This is a genomic window from Paenibacillus sp. ov031 (assembly GCF_900143165.1).
Lineage (GTDB): Bacteria > Bacillota > Bacilli > Paenibacillales > Paenibacillaceae > Paenibacillus > Paenibacillus marchantiae.
On the sequence record NZ_FRDO01000002.1, the window covers coordinates 539,240 to 555,349 of the forward strand.

A 16,110-nucleotide genomic window follows, 5' to 3' on the forward strand; every position below is an offset into this window, starting at 1 on the left:
TATGTCGAATAACTCATAATAGCATTTGCCGGTACGTAAATCTACATTCTGGGGAGTTGAACAAGACATGTTACATGATTCAAAACGCAGTACCTGGGCACTGCTGGCGCTGGCAATCAGTGCGTTTGCCATCGGCACCACTGAATTTATCAGCGTTGGTCTGCTGCCCCTTATTGCAGATGACCTGGGCATTTCCGTAACGACAGCGGGACTGACCGTTACTTTATATGCATTAGGCGTAACCTTCGGGGCACCGATTCTGACATCATTGACGTCAACGGTGTCACGCAAGACGCTGCTGCTTGCCATTATGGTTGTTTTCATCGCTGGTAACACCATGGCGGCGCTCTCGAGTGGAATTACCATGCTGCTCATTGCGCGAATTGTCTCCGCCTTGGCACACGGAGTGTTCATGTCCATTGGTTCCACCATTGCGGCAGACCTGGTTCCTGCAAACCGACGGGCGAGCGCTATTGCCATCATGTTCTCTGGTTTGACCATTGCTACAGTAACTGGTGTACCCCTGGGTACACTCATCGGTCAAAACTGGGGATGGCGCGCAGCTTTCATTCTTATCGTTGTCGTAGGTGTTGTGGCCTTTATCGGCAACATGCTTCTCGTGCCATCCACGTTGCAACGCGGAACGCGAACTGCCTTCCGAGAACAACTGAAGCTGGTAACAGGCGGACGGTTGCTGCTGGCTTTTGCCATTACCGCCGTGGGATATGGGGGAACGTTTGTGGTATTCACTTATCTGTCCCCACTATTGCATGATATCAGCGGGTATTCCGAGAAAACGGTCGCGGGAATTCTGCTGCTGTACGGGATCGCCATTGCTATCGGCAATATTATCGGGGGGAAAGCCGCCAACCGCAATCCGCTCAGAGCACTCTTCTATATGTTTATCATCCAGACCGTTATTCTGGGCATACTGTATTTCACAGTTCCATTTAAGCTGGCAGCGTTACTCACGATACTCGGCATGGGTCTGCTTGCCTTCATGAATGTGCCAGGGCTTCAGACGTACGTCGTGACGCTCGCAGAACGTTATGCTCCACAAGCCAAAGACGTCGCCTCCGCCTTCAACATCGCAGCCTTTAACGCAGGTATCGCAATAGGTGCATATTTGGGCGGTGTAATCACAGATTCCATCGGTCTGATTCATACCACATGGGTTGGTGCAATTATGGTTCTGGCTGCTGTTCTTCTGACTGGTTGGGCAAGAGCGCTTGATCGTAAACATCCCTATTCCCCATCAGAGTCGTAAGACAGGTTAGGAGGTTCGGTCAGATATCAGCCTAAACACGCGTCTTTCCTAGGTTGAAGCTGCAACTCGGAACCGGTTTCGCCTTTATTTTAATCTAGTATAATACGTTAATTCGAATTTAATCTACTATGACTTAATGAAGGAAACTAGAATTTATCGTTTAACATCGTTACTATCATTTTGATTCATAATATGAGGAGGACTTCACATGACAGCACAACATTTACAATCCACAGTAGCTTTAAATAACGGCGTTCATATGCCTTGGTTCGGACTGGGCGTATTTAAGGTAGAAGAAGGAGCTGAATTAATCGAGGCCGTTAAACAAGCCATTGCTCACGGTTACCGCAGTATTGATACAGCTGCTATATACGGCAACGAATCCGGTGTAGGCCAAGCGATTGCCGAGGCATTGAGAGAGAATAATCTGAAACGTGAAGAATTGTTCATTACGTCCAAAGTGTGGAACGCAGACCTCGGATATGATGAGACGCTTGCGGCATATGAGACAACGCTGAACAAACTTGGACTGGAATACCTGGACCTGTATCTAATTCACTGGCCAAAAGCAGGGAGATACAAAGGCGCATGGAAAGCGATGGAGCAGCTGTACAAAGCAGGCCGCATTAAAGCCATTGGCGTCAGCAACTTCCAGATTCATCATCTTGAAGATCTGTTGCAGGATGCTGAAGTGAAGCCAGCAATTAATCAGGTAGAGTACCACCCTCGTCTGACTCAAGCTCCACTTAAAGCATTCTGTGAGAAAAACGGAATTCAATTGGAAGCTTGGTCGCCGCTCATGCAGGGTCAACTTCTGGACAATCCGGTTCTGACCGAAATTGCCACTGCAAAAGGTAAATCGGTAGCACAAGTCATCCTGCGCTGGGACTTGCAAAACGGTGTCATCACCATTCCCAAGTCTACCAAGGAAAAACGTATTGTCGAGAACTCTTCCATCTTCGACTTTGAATTGTCCAATGATGAGATGGAGCGTATTAGCGCCCTGAACGAAGATGTTCGCGTTGGACCTGATCCTGACAACTTTGATTTCTAATTGATGATTCTAATTATGTCGGAGTATATTTCCTCTAGATAAACTAAGTAGGGCAAAGCCTTGTTGGAGCCTGCTTTGACATACCATAGCCAAAAACCACCGGATCAAGAGCCGGTGGTTTTTGGTCTTCCCTTTTCTTATCTTCTTCTGTTTAGCGCCGAGAAACAATCCATGTGTCATATTCTCTTTCCACTAACTAAGCTCGCCAACACTGCACATTTCAATTAAAAATGTTGTATTTCAATTTTTAACTATTGAAGCTGCCACAAGGCAGGAACGTTGGATGGTTCCCATCCTGACAAGGAGGTGTGGGGCTGCAAACATTTATACGTCTTGCCGCTATATGTGACCAGTTGTCCCGCAGTATAAGCTGTGTTGACCTGCCATGCGGATACACCAGGATTTGTCGTTTCGGCGGCTGTCTTCACACTCACCGCGTTGCTCGCTGCAGACACGTTGCCTGCCGCATCCTTTGCTTTTACCGTAAATGTATACGAGGTATCCGCAGCAAGTCCGCTGATCGTTGCCGTCGTACCGGTTACCGTTGTTGCCAGTGTCGTTCCGTTGTACACGTCATAACCCGTTACACCCACATTGTCAGTGGATGCCGACCAACTCAGCGTTATGCTGGATGTGGTTTGTGCCGTCGACGCAAGGTTCGTTGGTGCAGTTGGCGCTTGCGTATCACCTCCCGGCTGAGCCGTTGTGCTTACAGTTACAGCATTACTGGCTGCAGACAGATTACCTGCTGCATCTTTTGCTTTTACCGTGAAGGTATAGGAAGTACCCGCTGTAAGTCCGCTGATTGTTGCTGTCGTTCCGGTAACCGATGTCGCAAGATTAGCGCCATTATAGACGTTATAACCGGTAACCCCTACATTATCCGTTGAAGCATTCCAAGCCAACGTTACAGAGTTTGCCGTCACACCTGTCGAACGAGCATTCCCGGGTACGCTTGGTGCCGTCGTATCTACTGGTGGCACTGTACCTCCAGTAGGCAGATCGGCTTTCAGTTTGTTTTGAAGTGTTTTGTTACGGTCACCGCTGAGCTCCCAGAACATCGCTCCGCCGAGTCCTTTGCTCTTGATATAAGCCGTTTTATATCCAACGGACTCCGCATCGTCATAGCTGATAAAGCGCTTGTTGGACGCATTATAGAGATATGGCACTTTGGCTGTGTCATTCCAGTAACGCGTGTACCCGTTTTTGTTGATGTAATTGGCTTCCAGATCGTAGAAATCAAAAGAGCCTGCTTCCCATGTTCCAACGGAAGAACCACCCGTGCACGTCTGATACTGTCCGTTGCCTGCTTGTGCGCATCCATCCCAGCCACGACCGTAGAATGGAACACCAAGCACGAGTTTAGCGGCCGGTACACCTGCATCCAGATGCCCTTGTGCTCCGGCTGCCACATTAAATGTATTGGCATCTGGCACGCCAGCGGCTGAAGCTGCAGGATCATAGTTCAACGGCGCATTATGTGCGCTGATTTTTTGCCAAGCCCCGTTAAAATCGTATGTCATAATGTTAATCCAGTCGACGATGGCAGCAATTTTTGCAAGCTCCGTATTGGAAGCATAGGTCGCAGATGCACCGCTTGCAATCGTAAGCAGATACTTCTTGCCGTCCACAGCTCCCGCTGCATCCAATTTTTCACGGATTTTGCTCAGGAGCAATGTGTAGTTTTGCTTATCTTCAGGACGTTTGCTGTTACCATCGAGACCGCCTGATACCGGGTACTCCCAGTCCAGATCTACCCCGTCAAAATTGTACTTCCGCAGGAAGTCAACAGCAGAGTTCGCAAAGACCTCTCGAGTTGCAGCAGTCGCGGCTACATCAGAGAAACGGTTGGACCACGTCCATCCTCCAACGGAGATAATAGTCTTCAGGTTAGGATTAGTTTGTTTCAACTTGTTAAGCTGATTGATATTACCTGCAATGGGCTGATCCCACGTATCCCCTGCAAATGTCTTGCCCGTATCGATCCATGGATCGCCGAGCACAATCGTTCCGTTCGGTACATTGATCGTTTGGCTTTTTTCATTCTGACAGGTCCAGGTTACAGGATTGGGGCCCGAAGGGTCCGGATTTCCATGAATGCCGTTCCAGCAAATATCAGCAAAAGCATAGTTGATATGCGTCACTTTGGTCGGATCGATATCAGCTACATTATAGTTTCTGCCGTACGCAGCCCAGGACGGATAGTAACCAACAATTTTATAAGAATCTGCTGCTTCGGCCGTAGCAGGTTGGAGCGCGAAGGAAGGAACGATGACGGATAAGAGCAGGGACAGACCAAGGAAAAACTTTGCAGTCTTCTTAAAAGCAGTGTGTTTATTTAAATGTATCATTTAATACACAACCTCCTCTGTCTTTTGCGTGCTAAGCCCATTCAGGAATGGACGATGTGCGTTCGAGAACTGGTTATTCGTATACGCGTCCCAGTTGATTGACCAGGTCATAATGCCCTTGAGACCGGCATAGCCCGCAGGCTGGCGCAAGGTATAGGAACCGCCGTATGATACTCCTTTGATCAGATAATTCAATGCCTTTTGCAGCTCAGCTGGCGCCGTATAGCCGCCTCCAGCCGCTTGCTGGGAAGCTGGTACGCCAATCGCGATCTGGTCCGGGCGCAGAGGACTAAAGAATGGACCCGAGCTTCCGCCTACGTTAAACCCTTGAAGCAGCATTTCGGCCATGGCGACATGGAAATCAGCTGTCCCTTGAGCGTAAGAACGTCCATCCAGCCCCACCATCGAACCGGTGTTATAGTGCTGCACATGAAGTAGGGTCAGGTCATTGCGCAAGGCATGAATCACTGGAAGATACGCCCCCCAAGGACCACCATAGTTCAGATATCCGCCTTGTACATAGGCCGTTTCCGGTGCAGCGGTCAGGACGAAATTAGCACCAAAGTGTGATTTAAGCGCTTTCACGCCGTTAATCAGGTTAACGATCTTCGGAGTCGTTGGACTGCGGAAGTCGGTATCGCCCGCATTTAAAGACAGGGAGCTTCCTTCAAGATCGATGTCGAGACCATTGAATCCGTAAGTTGAAATAATGGATTTTAGGGAATCCTCGAACTGTTGTCTCTTGGTCGCATCTGTGAGCTCAATCGTGCCATTGGCTCCCCCCATAGATATCAGTACCTTCTTCCCTTGGCTTTGAAGGTACGCAATGTCCGACTTGAACTCTTCTACCGTAGCGTTATACGGAGTAAAAGCGAGCGTTCCGCTGCCGGGTGAAATCGGCTCGGCAAAGGAGACATTAATAACATCATAAGCTGTTGAAACGTTGCGCAGTTTAATGTTGGTAGAGCCATTATCGAAGTTGTGCCAGTAGCCGATCAGCCATTTGCTGCCGCTAGGCCCAGGATTCGAAGATCCGTTGGAAGTGGTAACGCTGAGAGAGGTGCTTGCTGCGGACAGATTGCCTGCCGCATCTTTTGCTTTGACTGTAAAAACATATGTGGTGCCAGCTGTCAGTCCTGTGACTACAGCCGTAGTCGTTGAAGTGTTCGCCGCGAGAGAACCGTTCCGGTACACTTCATATCCGGTTACGCCCACATTGTCCGTGGAAGCGTTCCAGGTAAGATTGACCGATGTATCCGTGACGAGGGATGAGGTTAAACCTGCAGGGACGGTAGGTGGTGTCGTATCCGGAGTTGGAGTTCCCCCTCCCGTACCTTCCCCGACGTATTTCCACAATGCAGGCACATTTGAGGGCTCCCATCCGGTCAAAGCCGTATGGGGCTGAATACATTCATAATCTTTATTTAAATAGGTTACTAGATCTCCTTGTTTGTATGCGGTGCCTGCCTGCCACTGGGCAGCGGCGTCTGCTCTTGGTGCAAACCACGTAATAATCAGAAGAAATGCCAAAGCGAATGTAATGACCGGGCGGAATCGAACAGCTTGATTCAAGCAAAATCCCTCCTGTATTCAGATTATTTTCACCTTGCAAACAAAGCTTCACTGGTGCACTTACATGTGATCCGCGATCTATAGAGCTTATAAAACCGTCTGACGATGAGTATCGCTTCACTCCCTTCCCTTATCAAAATGGACCTTCCCTCTCGTATTCTTTTTTTGCAGACATCATCCAAATTTACAGGGAATTTACAGATCCTCACCCTGTATTTAATCAGTAAAATGCAATTGAGATAAGGGATAAATTATTTCTATGGGGGGCGAAAAATGTAATATACCGCACAAAAAGGCCATCTACCAAGTCATTAAGAGACTTGATAGATGGCCTTTTTTTATTTTTATTTTATAAATAAACGGATGTATTACAACGCTTATTTTAACTTCGAGGAGACTAGTTCAAATGACAGCAGACCTTCGAAAGGTTGCCACCCATCCTCACCGGATAAAATAACAGGCACAGTATATTCGGCCGCTTCCTGATCACTGAGTATTTTCGCCCACGGAACTCTCCCCATCACACTTCCGGCCCCAGGTCCGGCACTATGATATTCGAAGTACGCTACCGTCGCTTCCGCATCGTTCTTGTTCCAGTTATGCCAACCCTCCTGCTTCACATGCGCCCCCATCCAGCAGTTCAGGAAGCAGACTTTGGCATGATTTCGCCACGGTCTGCCTAGATATACGGACTGAACGGGGGCGTTGCTGGTCAGGTCACAATCGATAAACACATAGCCATAACGTGCATCCTCTGGTGTGGAAGCAGCCGTGATCCAGCCATTCACTTCTCCCTCTGCAGCAGCAGCATCGCACAAGCGATTCTTCGCAAAAATCTCACAGCCCTGGAACACTGCCGTAGCCGAGCCAAAAATAAAATCCACATCGCCCTCAATGTAACAGTCCTCATAATATTGGCGCAGCTTCCGCCGCTCTGCCCCGTCACGCGGTCCCCCGAAGAAACTCCGGTCAATGGGCTGCTCGGGCAGCGGTCCGGTAAAGATCGTGTCCTGGTGACCTATAAATCGGCAATGCCTGAAGGCTGCCCGGTCCCCATCCACGTAGACAGCCAACGCCTGACCCACCTCACGACCAGGTCCAGCCGAGTTGATGAAGGAAAGTCCTTCAGCGGTGAAATCATCTGCACCAATAAAGGCCGTGTACGAATGAAAGGTATGATACAACTCCCCGTTCGGGAACTTTTTGAGCGCATAATCATCATACCTGATGATAGTCTGATCAGCTCCCGCACCGACGAGGTGAACCATCGGCTTCTCGATGTGTAGTTTTTCAATATAAGTGCCTGGCTTTATGCGAATCGTATACTTTTCAGTGCAGTCGGCCGGAATCGCATCAATGGCAGCCTGAATAGTGGGAAAATCGCCGCTTCCGTCCGCAGCAACCAGGTAACCATTCCTGTACAGATCCACATCTGATCCATGTGACAGAGGTTTGTTCATGGCAATCGCTCCATTTCCAGCGCAGCCAGCAAGAGCGGTGCCATGCCCATAAACGAGTCGCTTACAATCTGCTCGCCGACATAATAACTGTATGAACCATCCCGATCCAGACTGAGCCCTGCCCCGTGACAGATCGCGTTCAGCTTCACGCCTTCCTCCGTTTCTTCCATCAAACGGGACGTCAGTCCCTGCCATCCCTTCTCTGCGGCCTGCCTGAAATGCGGCTCAAGGTAACGCAAGCGAACGCCCTTCGCCATGGCATACACAAACATGCTTGAACCGGAAGCTTCCAGATAATTGCCCTTGCGGAATCCCTGGTCCAACACCTGGAACCAGAGCCCGCTCTCCTGCTCCTGTACACGTACCAATGCATTACACATGCGCTCGAAGATGCCAATGATTGTGCCCCGTTGCGGATGATGGATCGGGAAGTGCTCCAGACTATCCACGATCGCCATCGCATACCAGCCCATCGCCCGGCTCCAGAAATGTGCGGAGCATCCGGTTACGGAGTCGGCCCAGATCTGCTCCTTCGATTCATCCCAGCCATGATAGAGCAGACCCGTGCGCGGATCACGCGTCTTGCGTTCGATTAGCAAAATCTGATGAGCCACTTCATCCCACAGATCAGGTCGGTCAAACGTCTTAGCATAATGCGCCAAGAATGGGGACGACATATACAATCCATCCAGCCACATCTGGAACGGATAGATTTTTTTGTGCCAAAATCCGCCCTCCGACGTTCGGGGCTGTCCAGCGAGCTGGGCTGCGAGCAGATGCGCAGCTTCAGCGTATCGCTGATCCCCGGTGGTTTCCAGCAATTCGAACAGGTTCTTGCCCTGATTAATCTGATCCAGGTTGTACTCTTCCAGGGAATACGTTCCGATGGAACCATCCTCCTGAACATACAGATCCATATGTCTTTTCATAAAAGAAACATACTCGTCCTTGCCGTATTGCTTGCCAGTGCGTGCCATTGCCATTAACGTCATTCCCTGAACATATGCCCACCGTTCCGAAGGAAACACATGATAGCCCTCTCCATCGCATTGCTGGCAAATCATCTCCGCTATTCGCTCCGACCAAGATAACTGCGTCTGTACTTGCATAAAAGAACCCTCCCTGGACCTTGAATGTTGTACTCAGCCTATCCTTAATGCTCAGACACCTGCTGACGGCAAACTGCCGTCGAATTGCGATGATTCAGCTTCGGTTGGATAATCACCGGATAATCCGTCTGCTCATCACGGATCAACGATACGATCAACTCTGCTGCCTGTGCTGCCAGTTCATCCAGCGGCGGGCCAATGGTGGTTAGCGCCACCTCGGCATACTGCATATCCGGCAGATCATCATAACCGATTAACGAAATATCATTCGGCACATTGTAGCCGGCTTCCAGCAAAGCCCGCAGCGCGCCTCGGGTCACCAGGTTGTTCAAGCCAATAAATGCCGTTGGCGAATCTGATTCAAACGTATAATTCCGAATGGCAAAATAACCATCCTCCCAGGAGGAATGTGCAGGCAGCACATGGCGTTGATCAAAATCAAGGCCTGTGCGCTGCAACGCTTCCCGATACCCTTCAAGCTTGATATTTTGGGAGTTGCCAATGAAACCAATCCGGCTATGTCCCAGTGATTTCAGATGCTCAACCGCTTTGTATATGCCCTCTTTCCGGTCAATCTTGATGTAAGGGGAATTCGGGGCTTCATCTGTACCAAGCACAAAACATGGCATGTTGAGTGTCGCGAACTTTTTCCAGAAGGCATCCCGATTGTCCAGCGCATAATCCCACAGGATACATCCATCCACGCGAAGCTGGCTAAAAACATCCAGCCCATCATCCGCGACGACCAAAATCATCTGGTATCCCCGCTTCTTCAGCTCCGCGTGCAGATTGCCCGATATATTCGAAAACAACGGATTGCTCAGTTCATCAAGAACAAAGCCAATAATGTTGCTTCTGCCGGTGGAGAGCTGCTGTGCCATAATGTTTTTTCGATATTGATGCTTCTCCGCAACCGCAAGCACCTTCTGCCGCGTCGCCGGTTTGATACGGGGATCACCGTTGAGCGCCTTGGATACTGTGCTGTAGCTCACTCCCGCTAATTTGGCAATGTCCTTAATGGTTATCAAAATCAATCAACACCTCTCAACCCTTGGGAAGCTTATTGCTGTGCAGCCTTATACCGGTCATATTGCGCCTGTCTGCCGGCAATAACCTGCTCAATGTTCATTTTTTTCAAAGTTTCAATATAGCTGTCAAACTGGTCCAGACTGGCATCTCCACTTATAAATTTGAAGTTCATCTCTTCCACATATGTCGTAATATCCGGCATGGACATGCTCTCTACACTCGCCTCATCTGGCAGAGCATATACAAATGGAAACGGCTCGTGGATGTAAGGCTCCAATTCCTTGTCGAGCTTGGCATGCCATTCGGCCACAACGGAATCCGCCGAATCGGTAGACTGAATGTTCGGCAGATTCACGGGACCAATGCCGAGTTTCTGGATATAGTCATTATCTTTGCCTTTGTCCGTGAATGTCTTCACGCCATTCTCTTCGGTGTACGTATCATCCTTGATTCCCCACGTATAATACGTCTGCGCTTCTTCACTAACCGCATAATCGAGGAAACGGAAGGCGAGTTCAGGATTTTTGCTATCTTTGGAGATTCCAAAAATCCCACTCACAGGAGTACGTCCAATATAGAACTGGTCTCCATGCGGTCCTTTCAGTGGCAGAATGCCTTTGAAGATGGGCTCCGCCGGATCATAATCCTTGAACAGCGGGCTGTAGACCATCGACATGTACCAGCTAAAATTAAACGTGGCTCCGGTTACATCCTGCGAGATGCGGGAGGTCACCTGATCACTTGTGGTACTGGCATAGTCCACCCCGAGCAGTCCTTCTTTGTACAGCCCGTTCAGGTACGACAGATATTCCTTGTAGGCAGGCTCGTAATAGCTGAAATGCACCTTACCCTGGTCATCAGCATAGAACTGATTGGACAGATCGAGGCCAAAAGCAGGACCAAATGCCATCGGCACAAACTTGGATTCCATGGACAACGGTATTTCATCCGCCTCGCCGTTTCCGTTCGGGTCGTCTGTCTTGAATTTGCGCAGCATCGCTGTGAACTCATCCAGTGTCGTAGGTTCGTTCAGCCCCAGCTTCTTCAACCAGCGTTCATTCACCATAAACAAGGGCATGTAGTTTTTCGTAAGCGTTTGCTGCGGAACATAATACATTTTACCATCTGGCGTCGTTAAACTGGCTTTGACGGAGGGGGATTTGTCGTATATTTTTTTGAGATTCACACCATACTTCTCCACTAGGTCATTCAGCGGAATAAACAGACCACTGTTAATGTATTTCATGAGTTGATCCTGATCCGGCAGATAGACGATATCCGGCAATCCTGTTCCGGCCGCAAGCCTTGGATTCACCGCATCTGCATAATTCTGCGGCGGAATGAGATCCCAATCGACTGTTACCCCGGCATTACTCTCAATTTTCTTCACAATCTCGGCAGTAGAGAGATCCACGTTAGTCGTCCATGCGTTAGTCCCGAGAATCGACAGCTTGGCATCTTTCTGGTCCGTTACCGGACCTGCCCCTGTGTAGCTGAACGCTGGCTCCGAGCTTGGTGAAGCACTGCCCTTATCTCCCCCTACTCCTGTACTGCTGCTGCATCCGGCGAGACTGATAGCAAGAATCACCGCGAGAACACTTTTTCTTCCGGCCCCTCTGATTATCATCCGTTATTCCTCCTTGTTATGAACAACCTTGGGTGAAGCATGGTGATCAATAAGGCTATCCTTTCACGGCTCCGAGGGTAATCCCTTTGACGAAGTACCGCTGGATAAAAGGGTAGATCGTAACGATTGGCAAAATGCTGACCACAATCGACACATACCGAACCTGAAGTGTGGACACCGCGAGCGCACCCGTGGTCATCGTGCCACCCATTTTTTGCATGACCTCCGGTGATGCCATGATCAGCACCCTGCGCAGGAACATTTGCAAGGGCTGCATATCCTGTTTGCCCAGATATAGCAGGGCTGAGAAGAAGTTGTTCCAGTGGAATACGGCGTAATATAGCGTCAGCACAGCAAGCGTTGGCTTGATAATGGGTATCGCCAGACGATACAGCATCGTCAGTTCATTGGCCCCGTCTATGCTTGCACTCTCGAAGATTTCATTCGGAATACCCTCAAAGGCTGAGCGGCAGATCATGACGTTAAACGTAATGACCAGCACAGGAAGCACCATCACCCAGCGGGTGTTATATAGCCCCAGTGACGTAATCAGCATGTAGACCGGGATGAGTCCACCCGAGAAATACATGGTGAAGGCGATGAAAAAGTTCAGCTTTCTGCGCAGGAAAAATTGCTGCCTGGATAACGGAAATGCAGCGAGGCACGTAGCTACAATATTCAGCAATGTACCTATAACGGTGTACCACAGGGTGTTATAGAAGGACACCCACAACTCCCGGTATTGGAGCACCATTTTGTACCCGGACAAAGTGAATCCTACCGGCCACAACGCAACCTTTTGTTTGTCGATCGCATCAACTGAGCTGAATGAAATGCTGATCACGTACAGAAAAGGATACAGCGTAACGACGACTGCCAATATGGTCAGTAGGTAGACAAATCCGTAGAATAACCGGTCACTTCTCGATTTTTGCATACAGGTCTCCTTTGGGTCGGGATATGGTCTTACCAGAGTGACATCTTGGTCAGACGCCGGGTCATCGTATTAGCCGCGAACACAAGCACAAAGGTGATAATGGAGTTGAACAGGCCGACGGCTGTCGCAAATCCGTAGTTCTGTCCTTCAATCCCCATTCGGTATACGTAGGTGGATAACACGTCTGCGGTCTCATAGGTAGCACCGTTATAGAGCAGATATACTTTCTCAAATCCTACGCTCATAATGCCTCCAAGCGACAGGAGCAGCAGGATGACAATCGTTGGTTTGATACTGGGAAGTGTCAGGTGCCATAGCTCCTGGAATTTGTTGACGCCGTCAATTTTGCCGGAATCGTACATTTCGGGGTCAATGCCCATAATGGCTGCAATGTAGATAATGGAGCTGAAGCCAAAGCTCTGCCAGATATCGGAGCTGGTGAATATCGTTCGGAACCATCCGGCGTCCATCATGAAGTTCACTTTCTCCATACCGAGCTTGGCAATCAGGGTGTTCACGATCCCGTCCGTGGGTGACAGGAAGTTAATAATCATGCCCGCGACCACGACGGTGGAGATGAAATGCGGAAGGTAGGTGACGGTCTGGGCGAACCGCTTGAACGTCTGATTCTTGATTTCTACAATACAGACGGCGAACAGAATGGGGATGGAGAAGCCGAACAGGAGCGGCAGGAAGGCGAGCAAAAACGTATTGCGCAGCAGCCTCCAGAAGTAGATGGAATTCACGAACTGATCAAACCACCTCAGGCCCACCCATTCCCCGCTGAACATTCCCTGCCCCGGCATGAAATTGCGGAAGGCCAGCAGCATGCCCGGCATGGGAACATACATGAAGATGACGTAATACAGAAAAATGGGTGAGAACATCAGCAGCAAATACTTATCCCGTTTGATCAGGCTGAACAGCGTGGACATGCGATTTTTCACTTCATAGACTCCCCTTCGCATTAAAATTACAACGTTTGAATTTTTGAACACAAACATGCCACTTCATGCATAAATCAAATCATCCCCTTAAATACAAAAACCGTTAAATCCCTTTAATAATGGAATATTAATACAAATATGAATCGATTGATGAAGTAGATATAAACTTAAGCCTATAATTACAACGTTGTAATTTTTCCCTAAATGTATACGCTTACATGAACTATTTTTCCCATCTTAGCAAAGTCCATCTGGTTTGGCAACAACAAAAATCAGTGTTTGCTTGCGAAGAGATCTAGATGCTTTTGTCGATCTGGGAGACAGGTTAGCGGGCAAAAAAAGCACGAAAAAAGGGCAATGAACGTGTTTCTTTCGTTCTGCCCGGTTCTTGTCCTGCCTACGCCAGCGTTCTGGTGCAGCGCAGGATTGTTACATTTTTTATACGTGTACCCTTGGCTTCAACCTCTTCGGATTCTACATCTGGTTTCGATACTCCATCGGTGTTACACCTGTCACGCGCTGAAATGCCCTGTAGAACTGACTGACATTGGAGAACCCCAGCCCAAAGCTGATGGTAGTCACCGAATCTGTTGTATGGCGCAGTCGTCGGGTGGCTTCCTCCACACGCAAATTCAGCACGTACTGATACGGCGTTGAACCTGTCAGTGCCTTGAAGGAACGCATAAAATGATATCTGCTCTGGTGCGCAACCGCCGCCATGGATTCAATGTCCATTGGACTTGTATAGTCACTGTGTATATACTCCAGCACCCGCCGCAGATGGGGGTCGATGAACGCGCCGCCGTTGCTATTAGTTCGCTGAAGCAGATTCGAAAGCTGCCCGCAAACCAGGCTAGACCCCACGCTCCCCGCCACACCTATTCCTGCGGTTGCCAGCATCAGGTTACTCCCATCCGGTTGACCAGTCAGCATTCGTCCAAGATATGTCTCTACTGCAAGCTCCGTTTCCTGTATCTGCAATGGTTCAGGCGCATCGTCCAGCAAAATGGCGTTCCAGCCTCGAAACAGTCTGCTAATTTCAGCAGGATCGAAGGTTTGTGTAGTCCGAAATTCGGTCTGCTCCCCTTGCCTTCCTGAATCCTCCAATCCGCCAGCTGGCGGCTTACGAAACTTGATAACGATAACCGCGGAATCCGAACCAATCTCAAAAAAGTGCTCCATCCGGGGATGTGCAATAATCCCTAGTCCTGCTTGTAGTGGATAAGCATGCTGTTCCTGCACCAGATGGCATTGCCCTCTTACAGGCAACGTAACCTGATACCAGTCATCATGCACATGAGGTTCATTGGTGAATCCGCCAGAAGCCTTCCACAATTCCAATCCATTCAGCATCATATTTAATTCCATCGTTTCCTCACCTGCTGACATTATAGCAAATCGTGCTCACTTTCCAAGCACTTTTCACAAAGACAATATCTGTCTGTATCTTTTATCATGGTAAAAAAAATAATTCGAGGTGATCTCCCGTGGCACAAGCCGCTGTAAGCAAAATGCAAATCAATCACTCCGCCAATTGGGCGCTTGCCGGAGTCAGCTTCGCCCATCTGCTGAATGATGCGATGCAGACCGTTGTTCCGTCTGCTTTTCCGCTTTTCCAGCAGACCATGCAGCTCAGTTTCGCCCAGATGGGCTGGATTGCCTTCACATTGAATATTACCGCATCGGTTCTACAGCCGCTGGTCGGTTATATGTCTGATCGCAAGCCCATGCCAATCCTACTGCCCGGAGGCATGTTGTTCTCCCTGATCGGTGTTTTCGGCTTTGCCTTATCTTCCGAGCTATGGATGCTGCTTGTCTCCGCAGCATTGATCGGCATAGGCTCATCCATTCTGCATCCCGAATCCTCACGCGTTGCCCATCTGGCGGCAGGTCGAGGACGCGGAATGGCACAGTCCATCTTCCAGGTCGGTGGCAACACAGGTCAGGCTCTCGCCCCGTTGCTGGTTGCCTTTATCCTGCTCCCGCATGGACAGCTTAGTTTTCTGTGGCTAATGGCTTTTGCCCTAATCGGGATCTTTATCCAGTCTTCCGTTAGCCGTTGGTATAGAGACAAATTGGCGGAAAATCGCAGCCGTCAGCAACAGCCTGTACAGGCAAATGGCATTGTGCAGCCTGCTGCCCAACCTGTAAGTCGGGGATTTATCGCTTTTACAATGGGGATCCTCATCCTGCTGCTGTTTTCCAAATTCGTTTATATTGCCGGCATGACCGGATACTATGCCTTTTATTACGCCGATGCGTATAACCTGCCTCTTTCGCAGGCCCAGATCTGCCTGTTCGTTCTGCAATTTGCGGGTATGGTTGGAACCCTGCTCGGCGGCCCACTGGCTGACCGTTATGGACGTAAACCGATGATCTGGTTCTCCATCGCGGGTACTGCACCATTTTCACTGCTGCTGCCTTATGCGGGACCTGCTCTATCCATGGTATTATGCGGCATCATCGGTTTGATTCTGATGTCCGGCTTCAGTGTCATCATTGTCTACGCACAGGAGTTGCTGCCGCGTCATATTGGGACGGTATCGGGATTGTTCTTCGGCCTGTCGTTCGGCATGGCGGGACTCGGCTCGGTTGTGCTCGGTTCCCTGATTGATGTGACCAGCATTTCATTCGTCATCAAGCTATGTTCTTTTTTGCCGCTGCTCGGGGTGTATGCTGTATTCCTGCGCCGGGATCGGCCAAGAAACGCCTAATATGCATTGAAACGTCAGTCGTTTTGTGACTACAATAAGGTCA

12 protein-coding genes are annotated in these 16,110 nt (G+C 49.4%); 3 read left to right on the forward strand and 9 right to left on the reverse strand.

The window, feature by feature from the left end:
* The first annotated feature begins 67 nt into the window (after positions 1-67).
* Positions 68-1,267, forward strand: coding sequence for an MFS transporter (locus BUA17_RS12570; protein WP_072733806.1), 1,200 nt, complete (start codon positions 68-70; stop codon positions 1,265-1,267).
* 208 nt (positions 1,268-1,475) lie between these two features.
* The gene (locus tag BUA17_RS12575) at positions 1,476-2,321 is read left to right on the forward strand and encodes an aldo/keto reductase (protein WP_072733807.1); all 846 of its coding nucleotides are present in this window, start codon (positions 1,476-1,478) and stop codon (positions 2,319-2,321) included.
* A 251-nt stretch (positions 2,322-2,572) separates the two neighbouring features.
* On the opposite strand, the gene BUA17_RS12580 is transcribed toward BUA17_RS12575, so the two are convergent.
* The 9 genes from BUA17_RS12580 to BUA17_RS12620 form a co-directional block, all read right to left on the reverse strand.
* Positions 2,573-4,672: a glycosyl hydrolase family 18 protein gene (locus BUA17_RS12580; RefSeq protein WP_083584689.1), complete on the reverse strand. Its 2,100-nt coding sequence runs from the start codon at positions 4,670-4,672 to the stop codon at positions 2,573-2,575.
* On the reverse strand, positions 4,673-6,244 hold the full coding sequence (locus tag BUA17_RS12585; protein WP_090809204.1) for a chitinase: 1,572 nt from the start codon (positions 6,242-6,244) through the stop codon (positions 4,673-4,675). It lies immediately after the preceding gene.
* A 377-nt stretch (positions 6,245-6,621) separates the two neighbouring features.
* The gene (locus BUA17_RS12590; protein ID WP_072733809.1) at positions 6,622-7,704 is read right to left on the reverse strand and encodes a pectinesterase family protein; all 1,083 of its coding nucleotides are present in this window, start codon (positions 7,702-7,704) and stop codon (positions 6,622-6,624) included.
* Positions 7,701-8,813 carry a glycoside hydrolase family 88/105 protein gene (locus tag BUA17_RS12595; RefSeq protein ID WP_072733810.1) on the reverse strand — a complete coding sequence of 371 codons (1,113 nt, stop codon included), beginning with the start codon at positions 8,811-8,813 and terminating at the stop codon, positions 7,701-7,703. Before BUA17_RS12595 ends, BUA17_RS12590 begins: the two co-directional genes overlap by 4 nt.
* A gap of 44 nt (positions 8,814-8,857) precedes the next feature.
* Positions 8,858-9,841 carry a LacI family DNA-binding transcriptional regulator gene (locus BUA17_RS12600; protein WP_063565929.1) on the reverse strand — a complete coding sequence of 328 codons (984 nt, stop codon included), beginning with the start codon at positions 9,839-9,841 and terminating at the stop codon, positions 8,858-8,860.
* 32 nt (positions 9,842-9,873) lie between these two features.
* Positions 9,874-11,469 carry an extracellular solute-binding protein gene (locus BUA17_RS12605; RefSeq protein ID WP_072733811.1) on the reverse strand — a complete coding sequence of 532 codons (1,596 nt, stop codon included), beginning with the start codon at positions 11,467-11,469 and terminating at the stop codon, positions 9,874-9,876.
* Positions 11,470-11,524: 55 nt separating this feature from the next.
* The gene (locus tag BUA17_RS12610; RefSeq protein WP_063565907.1) at positions 11,525-12,406 is read right to left on the reverse strand and encodes a carbohydrate ABC transporter permease; all 882 of its coding nucleotides are present in this window, start codon (positions 12,404-12,406) and stop codon (positions 11,525-11,527) included.
* A 29-nt stretch (positions 12,407-12,435) separates the two neighbouring features.
* Positions 12,436-13,353, reverse strand: a complete 918-nt coding sequence (locus tag BUA17_RS12615) for an ABC transporter permease (protein WP_063565906.1) — start codon at positions 13,351-13,353, stop codon at positions 12,436-12,438.
* 474 nt (positions 13,354-13,827) lie between these two features.
* The gene (locus BUA17_RS12620) at positions 13,828-14,721 is read right to left on the reverse strand and encodes a helix-turn-helix domain-containing protein (RefSeq protein WP_072733812.1); all 894 of its coding nucleotides are present in this window, start codon (positions 14,719-14,721) and stop codon (positions 13,828-13,830) included.
* Positions 14,722-14,864: 143 nt separating this feature from the next.
* On the opposite strand from BUA17_RS12620, the gene BUA17_RS12625 reads away from it, so the two are divergent.
* Positions 14,865-16,067 carry an MFS transporter gene (locus tag BUA17_RS12625; RefSeq protein WP_170867845.1) on the forward strand — a complete coding sequence of 401 codons (1,203 nt, stop codon included), beginning with the start codon at positions 14,865-14,867 and terminating at the stop codon, positions 16,065-16,067.
* Positions 16,068-16,110: the final 43 nt, after the last annotated feature.